Here is a 26,256-nt window from a genome sequence, read left to right on the forward strand (position 1 = left end):
AATTAGTGAGTTGGCCCACGAACCCGTTCAAACCTATTGACATACCGCGAGTTCGTGAAAGCATTCACAAGTAACAGTGCGGAAACATTGATGACGCACACACAAACTCATTGGTACCAAATGGTGTGAATACACACCCAATTAAGGAGCGAAAAAAGATGGACTGGCGCCACAACGCAATCTGTCGCGACGAGGATCCCGAACTGTTCTTCCCGGTGGGAAACAGTGGACCGGCCCTTGCTCAGATCGCTGATGCCAAGGTTGTCTGCAACCGCTGCCCCGTCACCGCCGAGTGCCTGTCCTGGGCTCTCGAGTCCGGCCAGGATGCAGGCGTCTGGGGCGGAATGAGCGAAGACGAGCGCCGCGCACTCAAGCGTCGTAACGCACGTACCCGTGCACGCACTTCCGTCTAGGTAGAACCGAGACGTTCGACTCGCGGCGGAGAACAGCCCCTCCGCACAGTCGAAGACGACAGCCCGACACCACATGGTGTCGGGCTTTTTGTCTGCTCGAATCGCTAACGCTGCTCGAATCAGTAACGCGCAGTGCGTCTACCGAGCGGCACACGCAGAACCGCGTCGGTGCCGCCACCGCTTCCCGGGTGCAGTCCGAGCGAGCCACCGAGTTCGGCGCCCAACAAAGTCCGCACGATCTGGAGTCCGAGCCGATCGGACTTCTCGAGGTCGAAGTTCTCCGGCAGGCCGCGCCCGTTGTCGTGGATGATCACGTCCAACCAGCGCGCAGAACGCTCGGCGCTGAGTGTGACCGTGCCGGTCACTCCCGGATCGAAAGCGTGCTCGATCGCGTTCTGCACCAACTCCGTCAGCACCATGACCAGCGGGGTGGCGCGCTCGGCGGAGAACACTCCGAAACTGCCCTCACGCCGAATCGCCACCGGCACACCCACTCCCGCGACATCGGAAAGCATGGGAACCAACCGGTCGATCACCTCGTCGAGATCCACCTCTTCGTCCACCGACATCGACAAGGTGTCGTGAACGAGGGCGATGGACGTCACGCGCCTCACCGACTCTGTCAACGCCTGTCGCGCTTCGTCGTTGCCGGTTCGCCTGGCCTGTAGACGCAGAAGCGCCGCGACGGTTTGCAGGTTGTTCTTCACTCGATGGTGAATCTCGCGGATGGTTGCGTCCTTGCTCAGGAGAGCGCGATCACGACGCTTGACCTCGGTGACGTCGCGGACGACGACCGCCGCACCGACATGCCGGCCGCCCGGCTTGAGAACCAGGGCTCGCAGCAGAACGGTCGCCCCGCGCGCCTCGATTTCCATACGGCGACCGGGCTTGTCCGCCAACGTATCTCGGATGTATCCCGCAGCTTCCTGAGACTCGAACGGGTCGGTGACCAACGAACGGGTCAACGCCGCGAGGTCTTGGCCCACCAGATCCGAACTCAGACCCATCCGGTGATAGGCCGAGAGCGCGTTCGGGCTGGCATAGACGACGGTGCCTTCGGTATCGAGACGGATGAAGCCGTCGCCCGCACGTGGGCTCGAGTTCGTGTCGGAGCGCGATTCTCGGATCGGGAAGGTTCCGTCGCTGATCATCTGACACAGGTCTTCGGCGCAATCGAGATACGCGAGCTCGAGCGGACTCTGCGCTCGCTGGTGCGACAGGTTGGTGTCGCGGCTCAGAACCGCGATGACTCGCCCGTCCAGACGCACCGGAACGGCTTCCCGACGCGGCGGCATTCCTTCACGCCACGTCTCGTCTTCCCCGCGCACGACGCGGCCCTCGACGAGAGCGCGAAGAACCTGCGGGTGCTCGGACTCGGAAACGACCGTTCCGACCGCGTCCTCCGGAAAAGCCGTCGATGCCGTTGTCGGCCGGCAATGCGCGACGCAGATGACCGTCCCCTCGGATCGGTTCTTCTCCGATTCGGTGCCCACCCACAGGAGAACGTCGGCAAAGGAGAGGTCGGCGAGCAGTTGCCACTCCCCCACGACGCGCTGGAGATGGTCGACCGCCGCACCGGGAAGATCGGTGTGTTCGGCGAGGAGGTCACTGAGAGTGGACATCGTCCGGCTTAGGAGATCACGGCGATCAGATCGCCTTGCTGAATCACGTCGCCGACCTTGACGCCCACCGTCGTCACCGTTCCCGGAACTTCGGCCAGGACGGGAATCTCCATCTTCATGGATTCGAGGATGACCAGGGTGTCGCCGTCCGCAACGACGTCTCCCTCGCTCACGACGACCTGGTAGACCGTCGAAACCATCTCGGCGCGCACGTCTTCTGCCATCGTGAACCTCACTTCTGTCGGAACTGCACTCTGACCACGAAAATACGTCGACGGATCACTCGATCGACCTGCCAATGGAACCACACCGGCATCGGCGTGAAACAATGACGCGAAAGAAACAGAAGGGAGACCAATCATGGGTAAGCGTGGTCGTAAGAAGCGCAGCCGTAAGGGCAACGCCGCTAACCATGGCAAGCGTCCAAACGCCTGACATGTAGCGCAACAAACGTCCGAGGGGCGGGGAAGCATTGCTTCCCCGCCCCTCGGCGTTACTGCCTTCCGACTGCTGCCGCTCAGATCTTCGCTGACGGGCTAGCTGTCGGTTTCGGTAGTCGTTATGACGATGGTCCGACGCAACTCGACGGTGAGCCGCTGACGCAGGCTTTCCGGCGCGTGGTCTCCACCGCACTTACGGTTGATCAGGCTCTTGACCTTCTCCTCGATCCCGTAGGCCTCGAGGCACGATCCACAATCGTCGATATGACGCTGCAGGCGAGCACGACTTGAATCGTCGCATTCACCGTCGAGCATCAACCAGACGTCGGCGATGACTGCCGAGCAGTCGAGCCTTTCGAATTCGTCCTGCTCACTCATCGTGTGACACCTTCCGTCTCGGTGGCTGCGACTGTGGCTGTGTCGACCGCGCCGTCCCGATTGAATCCCCGGTCTTTTGCGACATCGGCCAAGAGACCACGCAATTGCTTGCGACCACGGTGCAGTCGCGACATCACCGTTCCGATGGGTGTGCCCATGATCTCCGCGATCTCCTTGTACGGGAATCCTTCGACATCGGCGTAGTACACGGCCATACGGAATTCCTCGGGAAGCGACTGCAGCGCCGCCTTGATGTCGTCGTCAGGCAACGCGTCGAGCGCCTCCACCTCGGCCGATCGCAGCCCCGTCGAGGTGTGCTCGGCGGTGGCGGCCAACTGCCAGTCGGTGATCTCGTCCGTCGGATACTGCGCGGGTTGGCGCTGCTTCTTGCGGTACGAGTTGATGTAGGTGTTCGTGAGAATCCGGTACAGCCAGGCTTTCAGGTTGGTACCGGCACGGAACGAACGGAAAGCGGTGTACGCCTTGACGTACGTCTCCTGCACGAGATCCTCGGCATCAGCCGGATTCCGCGTCATGCGCAGGGCAGCGCCGTACAACTGGTCGAGCAGCGGGAGCGCGTCGCGCTCGAACCGGGCAATCAACTCATCCGCAGTTTCGGGCGTTTCGGACACAGCGCCGTCGATAGGTTCAGTTACCCCTGACGGTTCGTCCTTGGGCCGGTCGTGTTCCAGCACTCTGATCCCTTCACTAGCCGTAGGGATCAAGGTTACCGCCAACTGAAGATCCGACCCACGGGCCGGTGGTGGCTCACACACAGCCAGCACGGTCGCTCCTTCGCTTCTCGGGACAAGTTTCATCAACTGGTACCAACACGGGAGTCTGCGACTCTGTTCCCGGCCTGGTCGGATGTACCTGTCGGCGATCCACATAGGGTGTTCCTCATGGCCGGAACAGCGACCCCTGCGACCGTACTTCTCGACAAGTCGAAGACACCGCACCGCGTTCACAGCTACGACCACGATCCTCGCGCCGAATCTTTCGGCGACGAGGCGGTCACTGCACTGGCAGAGTCGACAGGCGTCGAGGCCGCACAGATCTTCAAGACCTTGGTCGTCAAACTCGACACCGGCAAGCTCGCCGTCGCGGTCCTGCCGGTCCCGAACAAGCTCTCGCTCAAAGCCGCAGCCGCTGCCCTCGGTGCAAGCAAAGCCGTCATGGCCGATCGCGCCGAAGCCGAGCGCTCGAGCGGCTACGTCTTCGGCGGTATCTCACCGCTCGGCCAACGCAAGAAACTGCCGACCGTGATCGATGCGTCGGCGCTCGACTGGGACCGCATTCTCTGCAGCGCCGGTCGACGGGGGCTCGAGATCGAGCTGGCTCCGACGGACCTCGCGCAGTTGAGTGGCGCGGTCACGGCGCAAATCACGGCGGGCTGAGTATCCGGTCGCTACGGTCTCACCATGCGACCACACCTGAAAACTCTTGCACTGACCGCTGCAGCGGCAGCTCTCACCGTCTCGCTGACGGCCTGCGGGAGTTCGGACAATGCCGCCAAGGAAGTCACGGTAGTCGGATCAGGGCAGGTCCGCGGGGCGCCGGACATCCTCAATGCCGACATCGGCATCGAGGTGGTTGCCCCGGATGTATCGGGAGCGGTCTCGGAGGCGAATGACAAGGCCCGTCAGATGATCGACGCGATAGTCGCCGCCGGTGTGGCCCCCGAGGACGTGCAGACAAGCGATCTGTCCGTCCAGCCGCAGTACGACGCCAGCGGCGGACCGTTCGTCGGCGGCAACGTGACCGGCTACCGGGCAACCAACTCGGTACGAATCGTCGTACGCGATCTCGACAAGGCCTCTTCTGTCCTGGACGCCGGCATCGCGGCGGGCGGAAACGCGGCACGGCTCGGCAACGTCGCCTTCGCCATCGACGACGACTCTCAGCTTCTGGCCGACGCTCGCACCCGGGCCTTCGAGGACGCGAAGAACCGTGCCGAGCAGTACGCGGATCTGTCCGGTACGTCGCTCGAGAACGTCGTGACCATCACCGAGGCACACGACACGAGCGGCGGTCAGACCATGCGCGCTCCCGACGCCTCGATGTCCGACATGGTTCTCGCCCCGGGAACCCAGCAGGTCTCGTTCGAGGTGACCGTTACCTGGGCTCTCGGCTGACCACTAGAGCAGGCTGATCTGCTCGCCGGCACGGTCGACGTCCGGCTCGATCAACTCGTGCCCGTTGTTCTTGACACTGTTGACCAGCGGCCGGACTCGATCGACGTCGATCCGCTCGAAGAGGTCCGGCACCGGTTCGAGCAGAGCCGAATCGACGGTGTTGTCGGGATCGAGCCACGCCTCCCAGCGGTCACGAGGCAGGGCGAGGGGCATGCGGTCGTGAACCTGCTCGAGGTGACCGAGAGAGTCGACTGTGACGATCGAGCAGCTCAGGACGGGGCTCGCGTTCTCGACCCTCGGGTCCCGCCAGGCAGACCACACGCCCGCCATGAACAGCCGTGATCCGTCGTCGGGGTGCATGTAGTAAGGAATCTTCGCTGCCTTTTTCCCGCCGGTGGCCTCGGTCTGCCACTCGTACCACCCGTCCATGGGGACCAGGCAACGCTTGAACTTGAAGGCGGTCCGAAACGCCGGCTTCTCCGCCAGCGAGTCGGCGCGGGCGTTGAACAGGACCGGGCCTTTGCCCAGTTCCTTGGTCCACGACGGCACCAATCCCCACCGCATCCGCCGAATCCTCTTGGTCGGATCGCTGTCGGGGTTCTCCCGATCGTGGCGTTCGACGACGGTCAACACCTCGGTCGTGGGGGCCACGTTGTAATCGGCTTCGACGGGCGCCGAGTGGTCCGTCTCGTCGAGCGCATCGAGTTCCACCGCCAGGGTGGCCGGGTCCGCTGTGGTCGCATACCTTCCGCACATGACACCCAGGGTGGCACGGTTTCGACCATTCCCCCACCGATGAGAGAAGATGGACCATGTGAGTCTGAGTCTGTGGAGCGCCCCGAGGGCCCAAGCACCCGTCGATGCAGTGGTGACGCTGCCCGGATCCAAGTCCATCACCAATCGAGCTCTGATTCTTGCCGCACTTGCGGATGGCCCGTCCACGATCACCGGTGCACTTCGCAGCCGTGACGCCGACCTGATGATCGCAGCTCTGCGTGACCTCGGCATCGGCGTCGAGGAAGCCGGCGATCCGACCACGCTTCGCATCACCCCTGGGCCCCTGCGCGGCGGCGAGGTCGACTGCGGCCTGGCCGGCACCGTGATGCGCTTCCTGCCGCCACTCGCCGCGATGGCCGACGGCATCGTCCGCTTCGACGGCGACGAGCAAGCACGCACACGCCCCCTCGGCACCATCTTGGAGGCACTGCGCGGTCTCGGCGCTCGGATCGAGGGTGACGCACTCCCGTTCACCGTCACCGGAACCGGATCCCTACGCGGAGGAACGGTCACCATCGACGCATCCGGCTCGTCGCAGTTCGTCTCCGGTCTCCTGCTCTCGGCTGCTGCCTTCGAAGAGGGTGTCACCGTTCACCACGACGGCAAGCCCGTCCCGTCCATGCCACACATCGACATGACCGTCGAGATGCTCCGCCGAGCCGGAGTTTCCGTGACGACACCGGCCACGGGCGGAGACGCAGACACGTGGCGGGTGGCACCGGGGCCGGTGCGCGCCGTGGACTGGGCGATCGAACCCGATCTCTCCAACGCCACACCGTTCCTGGCCGCAGCCGCTGTTACCGGCGGAACCGTCAGCGTCCCGATGTGGCCGTCGTCGACGACGCAGCCCGGCGACGCGATCCGCGGGATCCTCGCCTCGATGGGCGCCGACGTCACTCTTGCCGACGGCGTGCTGACCGTTCGCGGCCCGGAGAAACTGCGCGGCATCGACATCGACCTCCACGACGTGGGAGAGCTGACCCCCACCGTCGCGGCCCTGGCCGCTCTCGCCGAGGGCACCTCGCATCTGCGAGGTATTGCACACCTGCGCGGGCACGAGACCGACCGTCTGGCCGCCCTCGCCGACGAGATCAACAAGCTCGGCGGTTCCGTCACCGAAACCGACGACGGCCTGACGATCGTTCCCGCGGAACTCCATGGCGGACAATGGCTCTCGTATGCCGACCACCGCATGGCAACAGCCGGCGCCATCATCGGCCTGGTCGTCGACGGCGTCGACGTCGACGATGTCGGAACCACAGCCAAGACACTGCCCGGCTTCGAGAACATGTGGATCGACATGCTCGAGAGTTCGCCGGCGACACCGAAGGCAAGCTTCTGAGTCCGCGGCAGTACGACGAGTCCGACGTCCGGGTACGTCCCGGCCGCGGATCCCGCCCCCGTACGAAGACTCGGCCCGAACATCTCTCGGCCGAATCGGGGATGGTGGTGTCGAAGGATCGTGGCCGTTGGGGTTGCGTCCTCGGCGGCGATCCCGACCGACTGATCGTCACGATGCGTGCCCGCGAACTTGGCCGAACCCCCATCGTCGTCGGCGATCAGGTGGACATCGTCGGCGATCTGTCCGGCAAAACCGATACCCTCGCCCGCATTGTCCGGGTCTCCGAGCGTTCTACGGTTCTGCGACGGACGGCCGACGACACTGATCCCTTCGAACGCATCGTCGTCGCGAACGCGGAGCAGTTGCTCATCGTCGTGGCACTCGCCGATCCCCCACCGCGCACCGGTTTTGTCGAGCGCGCACTGGTCGCCGCCTACGTGGGTGGCCTGACACCGATCGTCTGCCTGACCAAGAGCGACCTCGAACCACCCGAGGAATTCGCGAGCACTTTCGCCGACCTCGACATCCAAGTGGTCGTCGCCGGTCGCGACGATCCCCTGGACGAACTGACGCAGATCCTCGAGCACAAGTTGACCGCCCTGATCGGACATTCCGGCGTCGGAAAATCGACATTGGTCAATCGCCTTGTCCCCGATGCCAATCGAGCGGTCGGCATCGTATCCGGCGTCGGCAAGGGCCGGCACACATCGACGCAATCGGTGGCACTCCCCCTCGCCGGTGGCGGTTGGGTGATCGACACCCCTGGCATCCGTTCGTTCGGTCTGGCGCACATCTCGCCCGAGAACGTGGTGGCTGCATTCTCGGATCTCGCTGCGGCGATCGAGGATTGCCCGCGCGGATGCACGCACCTCGGGCCGCCGGCAGACCCCGAATGCAAGCTCGACCTACTGGAGGGCAAATCCGCTCGACGCGTCGTCGCTGTGCGACAACTGCTGGAAGCGATCAAGTCCAACGATCAGTACTGAGCGACACCCCTGCACGACGCCCCAGCGCGAGAACAGCAAAGCGGCCCGACACCATATCGAATGGTGTCGGGCCGCTTGTTGTGTCTGGTCAGCGCAGGCGGGAGATCAGCGCAGGCGGGAGATCAGCGCAGGCCGAGGAGGCTGCGCAGCTTTCCACTCTTGCGCTTACGTGCGATGGCGCTCTTGAGACCGTTACGACGCCCGGTCACGGGATCGACAGTCGACGTCAGTTCGCCGTCGAACATCCGCTCCGACGCCGTCTCGGGCGCATTGTCGACGGTGTCCTTGAGGTACTTGTTGGGCAGCGACAGCTTGGCGATGGTGCGCCAGGACTTGGCGTACTGCACGGCAAGTGGGCCCGTCGTGTACGGCAGGTCGTACTTGTCCGCGAGCTGACGCACCGTGACCGCGATGTCCTTGTAGCGGTTGCTGGGCAGATCGGGGAACAGGTGATGCTCGATCTGGTAGCTCAGGTTGCCCGTCATGAAGTCCATGAGCGCGCTGCCCTCGATGTTGGCGCTGCCGAGCATCTGACGCAGGTACCACTGGGCCTGCGTTTCCTTGTCGATGTCTTCCTTGGTGAACTTCTCGGCACCGTCCGGGAAGTGACCGCAGAAGATGACCGCGTTGGTCCACACGTTCCGCAGGGTGTTGGCGGTGAAGTTGGCCGACAACGTGCTCTTCCACGCCGGGCCGGTGATGGCCGGGTAGATGACGTAGTCGCGCAGGACCTGCTTGCCGATCTTCTCGCCGACCTCGCGGAGCTTGCGCTGGGTCTCTTCCTTGTCGGCGCGGCCCTTGGCCACCTTGCCGAGCTCGAGGTGCTGTGCGGCGATGCCGTACTCGAAGAACAGCGCGAGCAGCGTGTTGTAGACCAGATTGCCGGCGTTGAAGGGCTTCCATCGCTGATCGCGGGTGACGCGCAGGAGTCCGTATCCGACGTCGTCGTCCATTCCGAGGACGTTGGTGTACTTGTGATGCAGGTAGTTGTGGGTCTGCTTCCAGTGCGCAGACGGGCCGGTGACGTCCCACTCCCACGAGGTGGAGTGGATCTCCGGGTCGTTCATCCAGTCCCACTGACCGTGCATCACGTTGTGCCCGAGTTCCATGTTCTCGATGATCTTCGAGAGCGTCAGCAGGCCAACTCCGGCGAGCCACGCCGGACGGCGACGGCTGGCGAAAAGCACTGCGCGGCCGCCGATTTCGAGTGAACGCTGCAGGCGAATGACGTTGCGCACGTAGCGCGCGTCCTTTTCGCCGCGCGACTCCTCGATGTCGCGACGAATCGCGTCGAGTTCGCGGCCGAGCGCCTCGATGTCGGCGTCCGTGAGATGTGCATATTCCTTGACATCTGCAATCGCCATGGAAAGCCTCCTAGCAGTGAGTTAGGCGCAAAGTAGTAAGTGCAGAACGATCATGACTTCGAATCGTTCAGATCAACTGCACCTACTGTAGCGTAACTTACGGCACCGTAGGTTAGGTTTTTCCCGATGTAACCTATATCACTTCCGGCGCTTCGGCATGCGAGAACGCGCCTGCGACTTGAGTGCGGTCAACAATCCGAGGCGCTTGCCGGTGACCGGATCGGTACGCAGGTCCTCGACCATCGCCATGGCTGCGTCCCGGAACCCTGAGTCGCGGAACCGTAGTTCCGAGGACGTTTCCGGAGCATTGTCCGAGGTCGCAGTTAGCCACTTGTCCGGCAAGGCCAGCTTGTGGATCGTGCGCAGCGCCAGGAGATACTGCTTGAAGAGCGAACCTGTGGTGTACGGGAGATCGAACTTCTCGCACAATGCACGCATCTTCACGGCAATTTCGGGGTAGCGGTTGCTCGGCAGATCAGGGAAGACGTGGTGCTCGATCTGGTAGCTCAAGTTGCCGCTCATGAGTCCCATGAGCTTGCCCGAATTGAAGTTCGCGCTACCGAGCATCTGGCGCAGGTACCACTCGTGACGAGTCTCCTGCTCGAATTCGGCAACGGTGAACTTCTCGGCGCCGTCCGGGAAGTGACCACAGAAGATGACGACGTACGCCCACAGGTTGCGCACGAGATTCGCGGTGGCATTGGCCGTCATGGTCGACTTCCACGCCGGCCCCGTCAGCGCGGGGAACAAGATGAAGTCCTTGCCCACCTGACGAAAGATCTTGCGCGCGAAGTCTTTGTTCGCCTGCGAGTTCAGTTGCCCCTTTTCCGCGCCCTCCAACTCGGCTGCCGCCGTGAGGTCGTGCAGCGCGATGCCCCACTCGAACGTGGCCGCCAAGATCACGTTGGCGATCGGCTGGAAGAGGTTGATCGGCTTCCACGGCTCGTCACGCGTCATACGCAGGATCCCGAAACCGAGGTCCTCGTCCATCCCGACGACGTTGGTGTACGTGTGGTGCTGGTAGTTGTGCGCACGCTTCCAGTGCTCGGAAGGACCGGTCTGATCCCACTCCCACGAAACGGAGTGAATCTCGGGATCGTTCATCCAGTCCCATTGCCCGTGCATGACGTTATGCCCGAGCTCCATGTTCTCGATGATCTTCGACAGGCTCAGCAGGGTCGTGCCGACCAGCCATGCCGGTCGGTACCGACTGCCGAACAGCGCGATACGCCCACCGAGCTCCAACGCCCGCTGGACGCGAATGACGCGACGAATGTAGCGGGCGTCCCGGATTCCACGAGAGTCTTCGATGTCTAGTCGAATCTGATCGAGTTCACGTCCGAGAGCTTCGACATCGGCCTCGGTGAGGTGCGAAAACTCTTTGATATCGGTGATGGCCACCGTGGTCCTCCGTGTGCCTAGAAGCTATGCGTCCAGCGTACAGTCGCCGGCGGCAGCGGAGATGCACGTCTGAATCCGCTCGCCCTCCGCGTGCTGTTTTCCCGAGCGTAGGTCGATTGCGTGGCCGGCGACGAGAGGCACGACACACGTCTGGCAGATGCCCATGCGGCAACCGAAGGGCATCAAGGCGCCGGACTGCTCGCCGGCTTCCAGAAGCGTCGTCGCGCCGTCGACGGTGATCGTCTTACCCGACTTCTCGAACGTGACCGTGCCGCCGTCCGCCGAGGCGTCGATGCGTGAAACCGCGAATCGCTCCATATGGAGTCGATCCTCGATGCCTTCCGCCTTCCAGACGTCTTCGAGCTCGTCGAGCAACGGAAGGGGTCCGCACGCCCAGGTGTGGCGCTCACGCCAGTCGGGGCAGACCGTGTCGAGAGAACTGAGTTTGAATTTTCCGTCGCGGCGAGTGAGCTGAACGTGACTCACGAAGTCCTCGTGCTCGGCGTGCAGTGCCGTGAGTTCGTCGGCGAACATCACGTCGGATTCCGTCGGCGCCGAGTGGATGTGCATGACGTCGGGCAATTGACCGCGCCGGTTCATCGTCCGCAACATGCCCATGACCGGAGTGATGCCACTGCCGGCGGTGATGAACAGGATCTTCTCCGGCGGCGGATCCGGCAACGCGAAGTTGCCCGAAGGCGTGGCCAGTCGAACGATGGTTCCCGACGGCACGGCCCCGCTGACGAGGTGGCTCGAGAGAAAGCCCTCTGGCATGGCCTTGACCGCGATGGAAATGCGCTTGTTCTCCCAGTTGGGAGGCGAAGTAAGTGAGTACGACCGCCAATGCCAGCGTCCGTCGATATGCAGACCGATGCCGATGTACTGCCCCGGCTGGTAGTTGAAGTCGAATCCCCAACCCGGCTTGATGACGATGGTCGCCGAATCCGTGGTCTCAGGCCGGACTTCGACGATCTGACCACGCAGCTCGCGGGCGGACCACAACGGATTTGCGAGGTGCAGATAGTCGTCGGGAAGCAATGGTGTGGTCAGCCGCGCCGCCGCACCACGAAGCAGATTGAGCTTCGACCGCGCTGCCGGAACTACCGACGCTGCCGGTGCCTCGATCCAGTCCTTCAGACCCATCAGACCTCCACCTCTCACCTTCCGAACCCACTGCCTACGGTACCGTAGGTTATCAGGTTACGGTACCGTAGGTTACTTCACGGTAAGCACATTCACAGCAGGTCGAGCAAGAACGGCAACTCCTGCGCGGCGTACCACGCCAACTCGTGGTCCTCCGCGTCGCCGAGCGTGAACTCGGCATCAGCATCGCCGAGATCCGCCGCGTCGACTATGCCAGCAGCGCGCTCGATGTCCGATTCTGCCTGTTGGAGGTCGACATGCACAGATGCAACCTGAGCCATCGTCAGAGGACCCGCCAATCGAACTACAGAATCGTCGAGATCGGGCCGCAACTTCACATCGGCATCGTCGACGTCGGCGGCAACGACAGCACGCCGGAAGGTGACGTCACCCTCGGTTCCGGCGATCAGGCGCAGCGACGCACGCGCAGCCTCACCCATGGCGACCTCGGCCAACTCGTCGTCATCGCCCGCCGCATACGACTCACGCAGAGTCGGGGTGACCGCAAAAGCCGTCCGGCTCATCGGGTCGAACTCCTGATCTGCGACCAACTTCTGCAAAATCTCGACCGTCGCCGGTACGTACACCCTCATGAGACCACCTTCATGCTCGTTCGTCACCGACTCGCATCCGTCAATTCCTCGAGTGACTCGAAGATCAGCGAACGAACGACGTCGACGTCCGACATCGCGTCACGGTCGGCATTCAAACCGTAGTAGACATTTCCGTCGTACGACGTCAGGGCGATGCTGAGTGTCTGATTCTTGAGCAGTGGCGACACCGGATACATCTCCAGCATCCGAGCCCCACCGAGGTAGAGCGGGAACTGTGGCCCTGGCGCATTGGTGATCATCAAGTTGAACATTCGCTGCGACAGACTACTGGCCGCACGGGAGCTCATCGCATGCAGCGTCGCCGGCGCAAACCCAGACATTCGCACCATCGTCTGCGCGGTGACCCGCCGACCCTGACGCGCGAATGCCTCCGTCGCATGCGCAACGTGAGAGAGCCGAACAACCGCGTTGGGTTCACCGACAGGCAGGTCGATGAGGAACGAGGAAACATGCCCCGGCGCCTGCGGATCGTCGACGTCGGGACTCTCGGGGCCGTCCGTGTACACCGACATGGGCACCATCGCCCGCACGATGGTCGCCTCGGTCACCGGCTCACCACGCGAGAGCAGCCAGTTCCGCATCGCACCTGCGATGACGGTGAGAATCACGTCATTGATCTCGCACCCGTACCGCGCGCGAATACGTCGATAGTCCTCGAGAGACGTCTTGGCCACCGCAAGGCGTCGATTGCGCGAGATGGTGGCGTTGAGCGGGCTCGACGGGGCCACCTGGGTCGCCGTTCGAACCACTTCCGCGAGTTTCCCGAGTGCACTCACAGCCTCGGTGACGGATGTGGTCACGTCGTTGAACGCTGCACGCGCCCGTGCGATCCCCTCCCCCGGGCTCGTCACGAGATCTGCCATTGCACTGACCAACAAGCTGGTATCGCTCGGCGGCCTGGCGGGCATCCACAATTCTTCGGGGCCTGGCGCTCGATTCTTCTCCGGATCGAAGATCACCTGACTGATCTCTGGAGCCGCCTCGCCGTCCACCAACGACGAATGAGACTTCGTGAAGATGGCAAATCTGTTTCTGGTCAGCCCCTCGACCAGGTACATCTCCCACAACGGCCTCGTGCTGTCGAGTGGTCTCGACGTCAGCCGCGCGATCAGATCCATCAGCTGTTCGTCGGAACCTGGTTTGGGCAGAGCCGATCGGCGTACGTGATAGGTGATGTCGAAATCCGAGTCGTCCACCCACACGGGGCGGGCCAGGCCGAACGCCACCTCACGCACTCGCTGGCGGTAACGCGGAACCGATCCGAGCCGCTCTTCGACCAGACGAAGCAATTCCTCGTGATCGATCCCGTTTCGCAGTTGCCGGAAGATCCCCAACGAGCCGACATGCATCGGCGTCGTCCCGGCTTCGAGGAAGTAGAAAGCAGCATCCTGAGTCGTCAGTCTGTTCACCATGGCTTCGTGTCCCCTCCTTCGCCGAGATCGAACAGAATCGACAACTCCTCGATGGTCGATTCGGAGCCGACGTGGTGGACCCCGACCATCCCGACCGCCACCGCCGCCCGGACGTTGATTTCGAGATCGTCCACGAAAACGAAGTCCTCCGGCTCGACGCCCAAACGACTCGCCGCCAACAGATAGATCTCGGCGTCGGGCTTCGCCATCTCGACATCACCGGACAAGATCACGTCGTCGACCAAGACCCCGTCTCCGAGATCCCGCAACCACTGAGCATTGGCACCGCCGGGATCGTTGCTGACGATTCCCGTCACGATTCCGCGGGCCTTCACCGCGCGCACGACCGCGCTCAAGCCGTCGAGATCCGATCCCGGACCGAACAGCACGCCACCGACATCCAACAGAAGTCCCCGCACGCCATCACCCTAAGTCGCGATGGTGATCACGGCGACATCTCGAGCGTTTCGTGTCATGCTTCTCACCATCGCTCGGGGGAGCGAAGTCCGAGACGACCATCTCGGACGCACGATCATCCGGGGGGGATGTCATGAAGCAGGACTGCACAATCATTCTCGAGCCGGCGCCACAATTCGAGCCTCACGCGCATACCGTCGCGCTTACGCAGCCGCAGTGCCGACCCGACCGAGCACAGTGCCGAACAGACCGAATGCTGCGGCGCCCACGAAAGTCGCCACACAACGGAACGTCGCCCAGTGCCGGTTTCACTCACGTGCTGGAACCGCAGTTGGCGGGTGCCGACATTTTCTGGAACCGATCACTTCGCCTGGTTCTCGAAACCGTCGACCGGCGACGAAATCCGCGGCAACTCAAGGGCGTATTGACGCCGTCCGTCCTGGAAGTAGTTGCGCGACTTTATACTTCGGAATTTTCGGCCCGGAAGCTGGGCGGCGCGGCCGTTCACCGCACCCACGTTCAAGCAGTGTCGAAGAGTACCGCCGAAGTCTGTGCGACGTACACACGAGGCACGCAGACATTTGCCGTCGCGGGTCGGATCGACCATACAGACGGAACAGGCTGGACGGTCACCGCACTACACGTGGTGTGACTGTCCAGCCTGCTGAGTACTAACTGCGCTGGTAGCTCAGCTGTACTGAACCTCAGCGCTTGCGCTTGGACTTCGGAGCTCGATTGCTCTTCGACTGCGTCCGTGCTGCTTCACGACGTTCGCGGCGCGAGGCGGCCCCGTCACCGGAGTCGGCGGCCGAGTCACGCGTTGCCTTCGCCTTGCCGTCCTCGTCCGGGCCGGTGTACGTCAATCGCGACGGACCTTCGTCGTCAAGTCCCTTGGCGCGCAACGCCGTCGGGGCAGCAGTTCCGGTTGTCCTGGCTGCGGCTTCCTGCGTCGGGAGCGGCTTGGGCGCCGTGGCGGACGCCGCAGCGGCCGAGCCCGCCGTGACGGAGATTCCGCTCGCGGGCTGCGCCGGAGCTGCCTCGACCTGCAGGTTGAAGAGGAATCCGACGGACTCTTCCTTCAATCCGTCGAGCATGCCGATGAACATGTCGTAACCCTCGCGCTGGTACTCGACCAGCGGATCGCGCTGGGCCATCGCACGCAGACCGATTCCCTCCTTGAGGTAATCCATCTCGTAGAGATGCTCACGCCACTTGCGGTCCAGGACCGAGAGGAAGACACGACGCTCGAGTTCACGCATACCGTTTTCGCCGGCGATCGCATCGATCTCGGCTTCGCGCTTCTTGTACGCCGCGTGGGCGTCTTCGAGCAAAGCGGTTCGCAGGTCGTCACGGCTCAGGTCACTGTTGATGCCTGCGCCGTCCTCCCCTGCCAACGTCTTGTGATCGATGCCGACCGGGTAGAGCGTCTTGAGCGCGGTCCACAGCTGCTCGAGATCCCAGTCCTCGACGTATCCCTCGGCGGTGGCACCGTCGACGTAGGCGGTGACCACGTCAGTGATCATCTGCTCGACCTGGCCCTCCATGTCCTCACCCTCGAGGATCTGGCGGCGCTCCTTGTAGATGACCGTTCGCTGCTGGTTCATGACCTCGTCGTACTTGAGGACATTCTTGCGAATTTCGAAGTTCTGCTGCTCGACCTGAGTCTGAGCGCTCTTGATGGCCTTCGAGACCATCTTGGCTTCGATCGGGACGTCGTCGGGAAGGTTGAGGCGCGTCATGATCGACTCGAGTGCCGAACCGTTGAAGCGGCGCATGAGCTCGTCACCGAGCGAAAGGTAGAACCGCGATTCGCCGGGATCACCCTGACGTCCGGAACGACCGCGCAACTGGTTGTCGATACGACGCGATTCGTGACGCTCGGTGCCCAGAACGTACAGGCCGCCTGCGTCGCGGACCTTCTCCGCGTCTGCCTTGACCTCAGCCTTGACCTCGTCCAGGACTGCGTCCCAGGCTGCTTCGTACTCGTCCGGCGTCGTGACCGGATCGAGGCCCTTCTTGCGCAGCGCGATGTCCGCGATGATGTCCGGGTTACCACCGAGAACGACGTCGGTACCGCGGCCGGCCATGTTGGTCGCGACGGTGACCGCACCGGAGCGACCGGCCTCGGCGATGATGGTCGCTTCCTTCTCGTGGAACTTCGCGTTGAGGACGTTGTGTGCAACGCCGCGCTTGGTGAACTGCTTGGACAGGTACTCCGAGCGCTCGACGCTGGTGGTACCGATCAGGACAGGCTGGCCGTTCTCGTGGCGCTCGACGACGTCGTCGACCACCGCGTCGAACTTGGCTTCCTCGGTCTTGTAGATGAGGTCGCCGTTGTCGACTCGGACCATCGGGCGGTTGGTCGGGATCGGGATCACACCGAGGGTGTAGGTCTGGTGAAGCTCGGCAGCTTCCGTCTCGGCGGTACCCGTCATGCCGGACAACTTGTCGTACAGACGGAAGTAGTTCTGCAGGGTGATGGTGGCGAGAGTCTGATTCTCCGCCTTGATCTCCACCTTCTCCTTGGCCTCGATCGCCTGGTGCATGCCCTCGTTGTAGCGGCGGCCGACCAGCACGCGGCCGGTGAACTCGTCGACGATGATGACCTCACCGTCGCGGACGATGTAGTCCTTGTCCTTGGTGTAGAGCTCCTTGGCCTTGATCGCGTTGTTCAAGTAGCTCACCAACGGAGAATTCGCGGCTTCGTACAGGTTGTCGATACCGAGCTGGTCCTCGACCAGTTCGACGCCCGCCTCGTGCACACCGATGGTGCGCTTGCGGATGTCGACCTCGTAGTGGACGTCCTTCTTCAGCAGCGGCGCGATGCGAGCGAACTCGCTGTACCACTTGCTGGAGCCGTCGGCCGGGCCCGAGATGATGAGCGGGGTTCGGGCTTCGTCGATGAGGATCGAGTCGACCTCGTCCACGATGGCAAACGCGTGGCCACGCTGGACCAGGTCGTCCAGCGAATGCGTCATGTTGTCGCGCAGGTAGTCGAAGCCGAACTCGTTGTTGGTGCCGTACGTGATGTCGGCTGCGTAGGCGACGCGGCGCTCGGCCGGCGTCATGCCCGACAGGATCACACTGGTCTCGAGGCCGAGGGCGCGGTGAACGCGACCCATCCACTCGGAGTCACGCTTGGCGAGGTAGTCGTTGGTCGTGACCACATGGACGCCGTCACCGGCGATCGCGTTGAGATAAGCCGGAAGAACCGACGTCAGAGTCTTGCCCTCACCGGTCTTCATCTCGGCGACGTTGCCGAAGTGCAGGGCCGCGCCACCCATGATCTGCACGTGGAAGTGCTTCTGGTTGATCACGCGCCACGACGTCTCACGGGCCACGGAGAATGCCTCGGGCAGCAACTCGTCGAGAGTTTCCCCGGCGGCATAGCGCTCACGGAACTCGGTGGTCTTGGCTTTGAGTTGCTCGTCTGTCAGGCCTTCGACATCGGGCGACAGAGATTCCACATGCTCGGCGATGTGCTTGAGCCGCTTGACCATGCGACCTTCACCAACACGGAGCAGCTTCGATAGCGACAGCGACGGCACAGTCTTCTTCGTCCTCAATCTTCGGCGACAGGGGTCACACACTGAAAATCCGGCCGGGGTCCGAAAACTCCGGCCGGATTCCATGGTAGGCGCTACCGGCGGCGAGCGAGCAAACCCACCACCGATTGGGTCATGTCAGGCGGATCAATCCGTAGTCGAAAGCGTGACGACGGTAGACGACGGACGGCTTGTCCGACTCCTTGTCATGGAAGAGAAAGAAGTCGTGTCCGACCAGTTCCATCTCGTACAGAGCGTCGTCGATGGTCATCGGCTCGGCCGGGTGATCCTTCGTGCGGACCACGCGTCCCGGGCCGTCGTACTCGTCCGGCTCTTGGCCGTTCAGCGAAATGTCCGGTGTGACTCCGAGTGAGTCTGCGTCGACGAGGGAGGCGGTTGCCTCCGCGACGGACACCGGTCGCTTGTCGCCGTAATGGACCTTCCTGCGGTCCTTGGTTCGACGGAGGCGGCTTTCGAGCTTGTCGATCACCGATTCGAAGGCGGCGTAGAAGCTGTCTGCGGACGCTTCGGCTCGGGCCACCGGGCCTTTACCTCGAGCGGTGATCTCGACGCGCTGGCAACTCTTGGCCTGTCGTCGGTTGCGTTCATGTTGAAGTTCCACGTCGAAGTGGAATATGGAGGGGTCGAAGTGTTCGAGTCGCGCCAGCTTTTCCGAAACGTAGATTCGGAAGTGATCGGGGATCTCGACATTTCGTCCCTTGACTACGACGTCGGATCTCGGAGCTGCGGCATTCTCGGAACGCTCGATGGTGGCGTCCTCGATGAAAAACGAGGCTTGCGAAGGGGTCGTCACTCGTACCTCCCAATTACGGCCCCGCCCCACGGTGGGCGGCGGCAAATTCTGCAAGTACCGAGAGGGGATCCGCCCGGCACCAGTATCGAAGTACCACCTCCTACCAGTATTTTCGGGTGTGCCGCCGACGCTAGTACGTAACGCGCGCGAGTGCCACTGTTCCAACGAAATTCATCTAAGCCCCTGCAAGAACAAGCACGAGAGTTGTCCGAATCCCACTGAGCGCGAGAGCCCGAACCGACTCTGCCGCAGTCGCTCCCGTGGTCAGGACGTCGTCGAGCAGGACGATGTCGCCGTCCCCGACAATCGAAGAGACTGCAGTGGTGTCGAGAGACACATGACCGTTCACATTGGTCACCCGGTCGGCCGCGGACAGTCCGACCGAGTCACGTACTCCTCGCGTCATCCGGAGAATCGGACAGACACGTACCGGACGCCCCTCGACATAACCAACTTCCCGCTTTTCGCGCACACTCTCGGCTATCCGGCGAACCGGATCACCCCCGCGAGAACGCGCCGCTCGGGCGCGTGTGGGAGCCGGCACCAGCATGATCGGCGTACGACCCCCGCCGCCGACCTCGCCCCACCGTTCCAGAGTGCCCAATGCACCGGCCACAGCGATCCCCAGAGGCGTCGCGAGGTCCCGACGACCCCGTTCCTTCATCTCGATCACACTGCGCCGCCTGGGGCCGTCGTAGCGGCCGAGTGCCCAGACCGGCACGCCCGGGTCTACGCGCGGACTCAATTGAACCGGATGGTCACGCAGCAGTTCCGCGCACTCACCGCACCACAGCGTCCCCGTGCGGCCACACCCACCACACTCGCGTGGCAACAGCAGATCGAGCAATCCGGCACCGAATTTCTTGTCCCCCATGGCCGAATCATGAATCAGAGCACCGACATGCATCAGAGCACCGACATGCACCAGAGCACCGAGACGTCAGCCAGGTAGAACCGGAATCGCCTTCTGTCCGGTCAGCACAGTCACTTCACGCCAGCGTCGATCCCCGGCGGGGTCGTTGTTGTTCAGTTGGAACACCGCACGCGCGTCGGCGACGTACTCGGTGGTCGGCGACGCATCCACGGAGGTGACGGGAGCGGTCAGGTTTCCACTCGGCAGCGCGTCCATTCGCGAACCGTCTATGGCGACCTGGACGACCGGTATGTCGGCTCCGCTGCGCGCGATCACGATGGTGTCGCTGTTGCTCCAGTCGAGTGAGAGCGCGGTACTGCCCAAGCCGGACGCCACCGCACGCGGACTCGTCAGGGCGTAGACCCCGCTGGGTGTGCGCACGACCACGGCCAGGTAGACCTTGCCGTCGATGATCATCGCGGCTCGCACGCCGTCGCGGGATAAACGTAATTCCGAGATCGTGGAACCGACCGACGTCAACGCCCCGACATCGACGTTGGTGACCGACACCCGACCAGTGCCTGGTTCGCGGACGACCCGAACGACGGTATTGCCGTTCACCGCCGCCCAGACCGCATTGTTGTCCAGCTCCCACGAAGGTCGGGTGATGGCGCTGCCTTCGAGCACCGGAGCGGAACCATCGCCGTATGTACCGAGCGACAAGTCGAACCGGGTGGCTGGATCCGGCCGAGCGGTGTCTGCGACGGCTGCTACCAACTTGCCGTCCCGCGAGAGAGCAGCCGCCGTGAGGTTGCCCGCATTGCCCGCGAAACCGGGCACCGGAGTCGCCTCCTGCTCGCTGACGCTCACCAGTGAACCGTTGCGCAGTGCGTGCAGTCCGACGGTCGCACTCGTGGTGGCCAGCGGGTTGGTGGACGCGACGTCGGCGGTGGTCCAGCCTTCCGCATGAGCAGCGTCCAGCGGTTCGCCGTCGATCTCCAGAACGTACGGTCCCGCGACATCGGCATTGGCGAGCGTCCAGATGACTTGCGCTGCAAACAAACCGCGCGTCGCAGCATCCATCGGGTTGTCCAGACGGAAGTTGATGCGCACACCGCCGAGACCGACTCCGACCTGTCCCGGCTTGCCGTCGGCCTTGGTGATCGGACCGATCACCGACACGCCATTGCCGAGTTCGTTTCGTACAGCCGGCGCCAGCGCTGCCTTCGGTCCGTCGATCATCAGGCCGATCAGCTGAGCTGCCACCTGGTCCTGTCCGCCGGAGATCCAGCGAAGGTCGGGGACGACTGTCTGGCTGGTCGGGTCGAGGAAGAACAACGACTTCCGCTGATATGCGCCGAGGAACTGCGGGCGCTCCATGATCACACCGGGTGGCAGATCGCTGATACGCCATTCGCCATCGGTCAACGTCAGCGTCATCTTCGCTTCGAAGCTGCCCTCTTCGGGGACGTACAGCCCGCCGGGGTCGAGGCGACCGACCTTGTTCACACGAATCGTGTACACCGCTTCGGAACTGGTTCGCGACGCCGACAGGGTGTCGATCTTGTCGACGATGACGGCACTGGCCGCGTCGTCCCAGCGCGCCGAGGCGTCTTTGGTGAGGTACTGACGGGCTGCAGCATGCCGGTTGGACGGATCGGTACTCGCCTTGACGAAGTCACGTACCAGCAAGTCCGGCTCTCGCCCCGATGCCGGTGATTCGACGGAGGTTCCGGGCACGGCTGTTGCCAGAGTTCCGATTGCCTGCGGCGAGGAGGATTCCGGCAGACTCGCGCACGCGCCGGTCAGCAACAGCACGCTGAGCGTTGTTGCGAGAAGTGCCAGACGGCGGCGGGTTCCGATCATGATCGATCCCCACCGTTGGACTCGTTCCGCGAGTCCGATTCGCGCGGAGTCGGCAGGGACGACGTGACCTCGCCGACGGTATCGGCGACGATATCGGCTTCGCTCGGCGTGCGGACGAACTTTGTGGTCGTCGGCTTGAGAGGCAGTGGGCTCGACACGACTTTCTTGCCACGGGTGCGCGAGAGCGTCAGCCGGAAGCAGGCGCCGACTCCCGGTTCGCCCCAGGCCTCGAGCTTGCCGTCGTGCAGATTCGCGTCCTCGACGCTGATCGCGAGGCCGAGTCCGGTGCCGCCACTGCGGCGCACGCGGGACGGGTCCGATCGCCAGAACCGGTTGAAGACCAACTTCTCCTCGCCCGGACGCAACCCGACGCCACTGTCGCGGACGATGAAGGCGAGGGCATTGTCGTCGGCGCGAAGGCGAAGCAGAATCGGCTTCCCCTCACCGTGGTCGATGGCGTTGGCCAGGAGATTTCGCAGGATGCGTTCGACGCGGCGCGGATCGACATCTGCCATGACGGGCTCGTCGGGCATGTCCACGATCAGTTCGGTGCCGGATTCGCGGGCGAGATGGCGAACCGTGGAAACGGCCGCTCGCGCACACATACGCACGTCGAGTTGTTCGGATGCGAGTTCCGCGACACCGGCGTCGTGGCGGGAGATCTCGAGGAGGTCCGCCAGAAGCCCCTCGAACCTGTCCAGCTCGGCGACAAGCAGTTCCGACGACCGACGCAGCATCGGATCGAGGTTCTCGCTGCCGTCGTAGATCAGGTCGGCTGCCATGCGGACCGTGGTCAGAGGTGTGCGGAGTTCATGGCTGACATCGGAGGTGAAGCGTTTCTGGAGACTGCCGAACTCCTCCAACTGGGTGATCTGTTTGGACAGACTCTCGGCCATCTCGTTGAAGGACATGGCCAGGCGCGCCATGTCGTCCTCGCCGCGGACCGGCATTCGTTCCTTGAGTCGGCCGTCTGCGAAACGCACCGCGATTCGTGAGGCCGATCGGATGGGAAGCACGACCTGCCTGGCAACCAACAGCGAAATCGCAGCCAGGAGCACCAGCAACACGGCTCCACCGATCAGCAGGGTGCTTCGAACAAGCGACAGACTCCGGTCTTCGCTTGCGAGCGGGAAGATCAGGTACAGCTCGAGTCCCGATATCGACGACGCGGTGGGGCTACCGATGATCAGCGCGGGACCGGAGTAACCGTTCGGGTTGGACACCGTCGCGAATTGGTAGCTGATCTGGCCGCGTTTGACGAACTCGCGCAGGTTGTCGGGGATCTGATCGACCGGTCCCGAACTCGTCGGCTGGCGCGGCCCGTCCCCGGGCACGATGAGCACCGGGTCGAAGGTGCCGGCCGACCCGGAGGCCTGGCCCGAGGTCTGGTTTCGACGGCTTGTCAGTCCGGATGCAGCGCTTTCCAATTGAACGTTGAGCGCCGTCGAATCGTCGACGCCCGCGAGTTGGTCTTCGACGATGCCGCGGGCACGGTCCATTTCCTCGGTCGCCGCGGTGATTTTCGTTTCCAACAGTCGATCGGTGATCTGGCTGGTCAGCACGACACCGAGAATGACGATGACGATCAAGGACAACGTCAAAGTCGAGACGACCACTCGCAACTGGAGCGAGCGTCGCCACGTGTGCGCGAGGGTGTTGCTCATCGAGTGACACCACCGCAGAAATGGCGTCAGCCGTCGATTGAGACGACGACGCCACCTGGAAACTCCGCTCACGGCGGTCCGGCCTTGTAGCCGACCCCCCTGACCGTCAGAACCACTTCGGGATTCTCGGGATCAGTTTCGACCTTGGCGCGCAAACGCTGAACGTGCACGTTCACCAGACGGGTATCGGCGGCGTGGCGGTATCCCCACACCTGCTCGAGAAGGACTTCACGGGTGAACACCTGGCGCGGCTTGCGCGCCAACGCGACCAGCAGGTCGAATTCGAGTGGTGTGAGCGAGATCTGCTCGCTGCCGCGGCTGACCTTGTGCGCCGGGACGTCGATCACGATGTCGGCGATGCTCAGCAGCTCGGCCGGTTCCTCTTCGGTGCGGCGCAGGCGAGCGCGAACTCGCGCCACCAACTCCTTCGGCTTGAACGGCTTCATGATGTAGTCGTCCGCACCGGATTCGAGGCCGAGCACGACGTCGACGGTGTCGGTCTTGGCCGTCAACATCACGATGGGCACACCGGAATCCGCACGCAGAACCCGGCATACGTCGATCCCGTTCATTCCGGGAAGCATGAGATCGAGCAGGACGAGATCAGGGCGCGTCTCACGCACTGCCGCGAGCGCCAGGGTTCCGTCGCCCACCACGTAGGGATCGAAACCCTCACCACGCAGCACGATCGTGAGCATCTCGGCGAGTGCCGTGTCGTCGTCGACAACCAGAATCCTTGGTTTCATATCCCTATCGTTGCATCTCGGAGCGATGAATCAGACCGTTACGAGGCCGTGCGGCGTGCCGCGTCTTTCCCTCTACTGTGCCGGAAAGTTCGAATCCCGGCTGCCAGGGTGACCGATCACGCGAAATCCGCGAGCCTGCGTGCCAGATCGGCCGGGTCCGTCTCCGGCCCCACGATCCACCAGGGTGAGGCCCAGTTCGTCGCTGCCAACTGCTTGTAGAGCTCACCGGTTCTGGCCTGCAGACCGCCGTCGCGCTCGTAGGCGTCGAGCTGACGCGACGCGTCCTGGGCCTCACGGGAGCGGGCGCGCTGCTCGGCCAGAGCTACCGGTACGTCGAGGTACAGCTGCAGATCGGGAGCGGGGAGAGCGAGTCGACCCAACTCCAATTCACGGATCCAGGCGACCATCTCGCCGTCCACGCCCTGATGCACGCGCGCCGCGTTGTAGGCAGCGTTGGAGGCAACATAGCGGTCGAGGAGAACAATGTCGTTGGTGGACAACAGTTCCGAGATCCGATCCGCAGCACCAGCGCGGTCCAAGGCGAACAGGACCGCCATCGCGTTCACGGATTCGGCCAGGTCTCCGTGTGATCCTTTGAGCGCCTCGGCAGCAAGATCCGCGTGGATCGACTTTCCGTACCGCGGAAAATCCAGAGTCGCGATCGACGTGCCGCCGCGGCGGAGCTCGGTCTCCACTTTGCCGATCAACGTTCGCTTTCCAGCTCCGTCGAGGCCTTCCAATGCCACCAGTGTTCCCACGGCGGACAAGCCTATCCCCCGGCCTGCTTGCGCAGACCGGGGGACGGCGGGCACTACATTCTCAGCGACGAATCGCCGGGTCAGTAGCGGTAGTGCTCCGGCTTGTACGGGCCTTCGACGTCGACGCCGATGTACTCAGCCTGATCTTTCGTGAGCTTGGTCAGCGTGCCACCGAGTGCCTCGACGTGGATCTTGGCGACCTTCTCGTCGAGGTGCTTCGGGAGGCGGTAGACCTCGTTGTCGTACTCGTCCGGCTTCGTCCACAGTTCGATCTGTGCGATGACCTGGTTGGAGAAGCTGTTGCTCATCACGAACGACGGGTGGCCCGTCGCGTTGCCGAGGTTGAGCAGGCGGCCTTCGGACAGCACGATGATCGAGTGGCCGTCGGCGAAGGTGAACTCGTCGACCTGCGGCTTGATGTTGATCCGCGTGACGTCGCCGGACTTCTCGAGGCCTGCCATGTCGATCTCGTTGTCGAAGTGACCGATGTTGCCCAGGATGGCCTGGTGCTTCATGGCCTTCATGTGCTCGAACGTGATGATGTCCTTGTTACCGGTGGACGTGATCACGATGTCGGCCCAGCCGATGGCCTGCTCGACTGTCTTGACCTCGAAGCCGTCCATGAGCGCCTGAAGGGCGTTGATGGGGTCGACCTCGGTGACCGCGACGCGAGCGCCCTGGCCACGAAGTGCCTCGGCACAACCCTTGCCGACGTCTCCGTAACCACAGACCAGCGCAGCCTTGCCACCGATCAGAACGTCGGTGCCGCGGTTGATGCCGTCGAGCAGCGAGTGGCGTGTGCCGTACTTGTTGTCGAACTTGCTCTTGGTGACCGAGTCGTTGACGTTGATCGCGGGGAACGTGAGTTCGCCGGCAGCGGCAACCTGGTACAGACGCAGAACGCCCGTGGTGGTCTCCTCGGTGACGCCCTGGACGGACTCGGCGATCGCAGTCCACTTGCCCTTGTCAGCGGCGAGCGACTGACGCAGAAGCGCAAGGAAGACCTTGTACTCGTCGGAATCCTGGTCGTCGTCCGTCGGCGGCACGACGCCGGCCTTCTCGAACTGTGCGCCCTTGAGCACCAGCATGGTGGCGTCGCCGCCATCGTCGAGAATCATGTTGGCGGGCTCGCCAGGCCAGGTCAGCATCTGCTCGGCTGCCCACCAGTACTCTTCGAGGGTTTCACCCTTCCAGGCGAAAACCGGAACGCCCTTGGGCTCTTCCGGGGTGCCGTGCGGACCGACGACGATGGCGGCGGCAGCATGATCCTGCGTGGAGAAGATGTTGCACGAAGCCCAGCGGACCTCGGCGCCGAGCGCCGTCAGCGTCTCGATCAGAACCGCGGTCTGAATGGTCATGTGCAGCGAGCCGGAAACGCGAGCGCCCTTGAGCGGCAACACCTCTGCGTATTCGCGACGAAGCGCCATGAGGCCGGGCATCTCGTGCTCTGCCAGACGGATTTCCTTGCGACCGAACTCCGCGAGCGAAAGATCTGCAACTTTGAAGTCGATGCCGTTACGGCTCTCGGCCACGGGCGTTGTTGAAACTGAGGTCGTCATCTGCCTC

At 63.3% G+C, this 26,256-nt stretch carries 26 protein-coding genes; 7 read left to right on the forward strand and 19 right to left on the reverse strand.

The features are described 5' to 3' along the window. The first annotated feature begins 158 nt into the window (after positions 1-158). Complete coding sequence (locus EEB12_RS04690) at positions 159-413, forward strand: WhiB family transcriptional regulator (protein WP_003940950.1); 255 nt, start codon at positions 159-161, stop codon at positions 411-413. A 119-nt stretch (positions 414-532) separates the two neighbouring features. Here EEB12_RS04690 and EEB12_RS04695 read toward each other — a convergent pair whose 3' ends face one another. Together EEB12_RS04695 and EEB12_RS04700 are read right to left on the reverse strand one after the other, a co-directional pair. Then, entirely contained in the window at positions 533-2,035 is a 1,503-nt protein-coding gene (locus EEB12_RS04695; protein ID WP_019747797.1) for a sensor histidine kinase, read from the reverse strand. Between the two features lie 8 nt (positions 2,036-2,043). Further along, positions 2,044-2,259, reverse strand: coding sequence for a biotin/lipoyl-binding carrier protein (locus EEB12_RS04700; RefSeq protein ID WP_007731208.1), 216 nt, complete (start codon positions 2,257-2,259; stop codon positions 2,044-2,046). A gap of 136 nt (positions 2,260-2,395) precedes the next feature. On the opposite strand from EEB12_RS04700, the gene EEB12_RS31125 reads away from it, so the two are divergent. Further along, a complete protein-coding gene (locus EEB12_RS31125) occupies positions 2,396-2,470 on the forward strand; it encodes a 50S ribosomal protein bL37 (protein ID WP_022597109.1) in 75 nt (24 codons plus the stop codon). A 101-nt stretch (positions 2,471-2,571) separates the two neighbouring features. On the opposite strand, the gene rsrA is transcribed toward EEB12_RS31125, so the two are convergent. Together rsrA and EEB12_RS04710 are read right to left on the reverse strand one after the other, a co-directional pair. Beyond that, complete coding sequence (rsrA, locus tag EEB12_RS04705) at positions 2,572-2,853, reverse strand: mycothiol system anti-sigma-R factor (protein ID WP_003940722.1); 282 nt, start codon at positions 2,851-2,853, stop codon at positions 2,572-2,574. After that, positions 2,850-3,548, reverse strand: a complete 699-nt coding sequence (locus EEB12_RS04710) for a sigma-70 family RNA polymerase sigma factor (RefSeq protein WP_019747795.1) — start codon at positions 3,546-3,548, stop codon at positions 2,850-2,852. Before EEB12_RS04710 ends, rsrA begins: the two co-directional genes overlap by 4 nt. 207 nt (positions 3,549-3,755) lie before the next feature. Between EEB12_RS04710 and ybaK the strand changes: the two genes are divergently transcribed. Then, the gene (gene ybaK, locus EEB12_RS04715) at positions 3,756-4,250 is read left to right on the forward strand and encodes a Cys-tRNA(Pro) deacylase (protein ID WP_031330963.1); all 495 of its coding nucleotides are present in this window, start codon (positions 3,756-3,758) and stop codon (positions 4,248-4,250) included. 24 nt (positions 4,251-4,274) lie between these two features. Then, positions 4,275-4,988, forward strand: coding sequence for an SIMPL domain-containing protein (locus EEB12_RS04720; protein WP_021332569.1), 714 nt, complete (start codon positions 4,275-4,277; stop codon positions 4,986-4,988). Between the two features lie 3 nt (positions 4,989-4,991). Here EEB12_RS04720 and EEB12_RS04725 read toward each other — a convergent pair whose 3' ends face one another. Next, on the reverse strand, positions 4,992-5,744 hold the full coding sequence (locus EEB12_RS04725; RefSeq protein WP_020969226.1) for an SOS response-associated peptidase: 753 nt from the start codon (positions 5,742-5,744) through the stop codon (positions 4,992-4,994). Positions 5,745-5,793: 49 nt separating this feature from the next. Here EEB12_RS04725 and aroA point away from each other — a divergent pair, with 49 nt between their 5' ends. Both aroA and rsgA read left to right on the forward strand, forming a co-directional pair. Then, a complete protein-coding gene (aroA, locus tag EEB12_RS04730) occupies positions 5,794-7,107 on the forward strand; it encodes a 3-phosphoshikimate 1-carboxyvinyltransferase (protein ID WP_141487454.1) in 1,314 nt (437 codons plus the stop codon). Further along, a complete protein-coding gene (rsgA, locus tag EEB12_RS04735; protein ID WP_007731200.1) occupies positions 7,056-8,093 on the forward strand; it encodes a ribosome small subunit-dependent GTPase A in 1,038 nt (345 codons plus the stop codon). Before aroA ends, rsgA begins: the two co-directional genes overlap by 52 nt. Positions 8,094-8,215: 122 nt before the next feature. Here the strand turns inward: rsgA and EEB12_RS04740 are convergent, their stop codons facing one another. The 6 genes from EEB12_RS04740 to EEB12_RS04765 all read right to left on the reverse strand — a co-directional run bounded on the left by EEB12_RS04740 (position 8,216) and on the right by EEB12_RS04765 (position 14,446). After that, entirely contained in the window at positions 8,216-9,457 is a 1,242-nt protein-coding gene (locus tag EEB12_RS04740; RefSeq protein WP_019747790.1) for a fatty acid desaturase family protein, read from the reverse strand. A gap of 138 nt (positions 9,458-9,595) precedes the next feature. Beyond that, on the reverse strand, positions 9,596-10,858 hold the full coding sequence (locus tag EEB12_RS04745) for a fatty acid desaturase family protein (protein WP_020907111.1): 1,263 nt from the start codon (positions 10,856-10,858) through the stop codon (positions 9,596-9,598). A 24-nt stretch (positions 10,859-10,882) separates the two neighbouring features. Further along, positions 10,883-12,001: a ferredoxin reductase gene (locus tag EEB12_RS04750; protein ID WP_003940928.1), complete on the reverse strand. Its 1,119-nt coding sequence runs from the start codon at positions 11,999-12,001 to the stop codon at positions 10,883-10,885. Between the two features lie 92 nt (positions 12,002-12,093). Beyond that, the gene (locus EEB12_RS04755; RefSeq protein ID WP_031330962.1) at positions 12,094-12,594 is read right to left on the reverse strand and encodes a DUF6912 family protein; all 501 of its coding nucleotides are present in this window, start codon (positions 12,592-12,594) and stop codon (positions 12,094-12,096) included. 23 nt (positions 12,595-12,617) lie between these two features. Continuing rightward, the gene (locus tag EEB12_RS04760) at positions 12,618-14,027 is read right to left on the reverse strand and encodes a WS/DGAT/MGAT family O-acyltransferase (RefSeq protein WP_003940935.1); all 1,410 of its coding nucleotides are present in this window, start codon (positions 14,025-14,027) and stop codon (positions 12,618-12,620) included. Continuing rightward, positions 14,021-14,446: an HAD-IA family hydrolase gene (locus EEB12_RS04765; protein ID WP_020969221.1), complete on the reverse strand. Its 426-nt coding sequence runs from the start codon at positions 14,444-14,446 to the stop codon at positions 14,021-14,023. Before EEB12_RS04765 ends, EEB12_RS04760 begins: the two co-directional genes overlap by 7 nt. 314 nt (positions 14,447-14,760) lie before the next feature. Between EEB12_RS04765 and EEB12_RS30740 the strand changes: the two genes are divergently transcribed. Continuing rightward, positions 14,761-15,096, forward strand: coding sequence for an Rv3235 family protein (locus EEB12_RS30740; protein WP_243617116.1), 336 nt, complete (start codon positions 14,761-14,763; stop codon positions 15,094-15,096). 52 nt (positions 15,097-15,148) lie between these two features. Here EEB12_RS30740 and secA read toward each other — a convergent pair whose 3' ends face one another. The 8 genes from secA to ahcY form a co-directional block, all read right to left on the reverse strand. Continuing rightward, entirely contained in the window at positions 15,149-17,992 is a 2,844-nt protein-coding gene (gene secA / locus EEB12_RS04775) for a preprotein translocase subunit SecA (RefSeq protein WP_046378336.1), read from the reverse strand. 130 nt (positions 17,993-18,122) lie between these two features. Then, positions 18,123-18,803, reverse strand: a complete 681-nt coding sequence (gene hpf / locus EEB12_RS04780; RefSeq protein WP_141487455.1) for a ribosome hibernation-promoting factor, HPF/YfiA family — start codon at positions 18,801-18,803, stop codon at positions 18,123-18,125. 175 nt (positions 18,804-18,978) lie between these two features. Further along, positions 18,979-19,710: a ComF family protein gene (locus tag EEB12_RS04785; protein ID WP_141487865.1), complete on the reverse strand. Its 732-nt coding sequence runs from the start codon at positions 19,708-19,710 to the stop codon at positions 18,979-18,981. Between the two features lie 33 nt (positions 19,711-19,743). Further along, the gene (gene lpqB, locus EEB12_RS04790) at positions 19,744-21,522 is read right to left on the reverse strand and encodes an MtrAB system accessory lipoprotein LpqB (protein ID WP_020907106.1); all 1,779 of its coding nucleotides are present in this window, start codon (positions 21,520-21,522) and stop codon (positions 19,744-19,746) included. Next, on the reverse strand, positions 21,519-23,258 hold the full coding sequence (mtrB, locus tag EEB12_RS04795) for an MtrAB system histidine kinase MtrB (RefSeq protein WP_019747781.1): 1,740 nt from the start codon (positions 23,256-23,258) through the stop codon (positions 21,519-21,521). Before mtrB ends, lpqB begins: the two co-directional genes overlap by 4 nt. Beyond that, positions 23,255-23,932 carry an MtrAB system response regulator MtrA gene (gene mtrA, locus EEB12_RS04800; protein WP_003941013.1) on the reverse strand — a complete coding sequence of 226 codons (678 nt, stop codon included), beginning with the start codon at positions 23,930-23,932 and terminating at the stop codon, positions 23,255-23,257. The genes mtrB and mtrA overlap by 4 nt, the downstream gene beginning before the upstream one ends. A 116-nt stretch (positions 23,933-24,048) precedes the next feature. Continuing rightward, positions 24,049-24,690 (reverse strand): dTMP kinase, encoded by a 642-nt coding sequence (locus EEB12_RS04805; RefSeq protein ID WP_019747780.1) that lies wholly within the window; start codon positions 24,688-24,690, stop codon positions 24,049-24,051. An 80-nt stretch (positions 24,691-24,770) separates the two neighbouring features. After that, positions 24,771-26,249, reverse strand: a complete 1,479-nt coding sequence (ahcY, locus tag EEB12_RS04810; RefSeq protein ID WP_021332564.1) for an adenosylhomocysteinase — start codon at positions 26,247-26,249, stop codon at positions 24,771-24,773. Between the last annotated feature and the right edge of the window lie 7 nt (positions 26,250-26,256).

Source organism: Rhodococcus sp. WS1, from assembly GCF_003797745.1.
GTDB lineage: Bacteria > Actinomycetota > Actinomycetes > Mycobacteriales > Mycobacteriaceae > Rhodococcus_F > Rhodococcus_F erythropolis.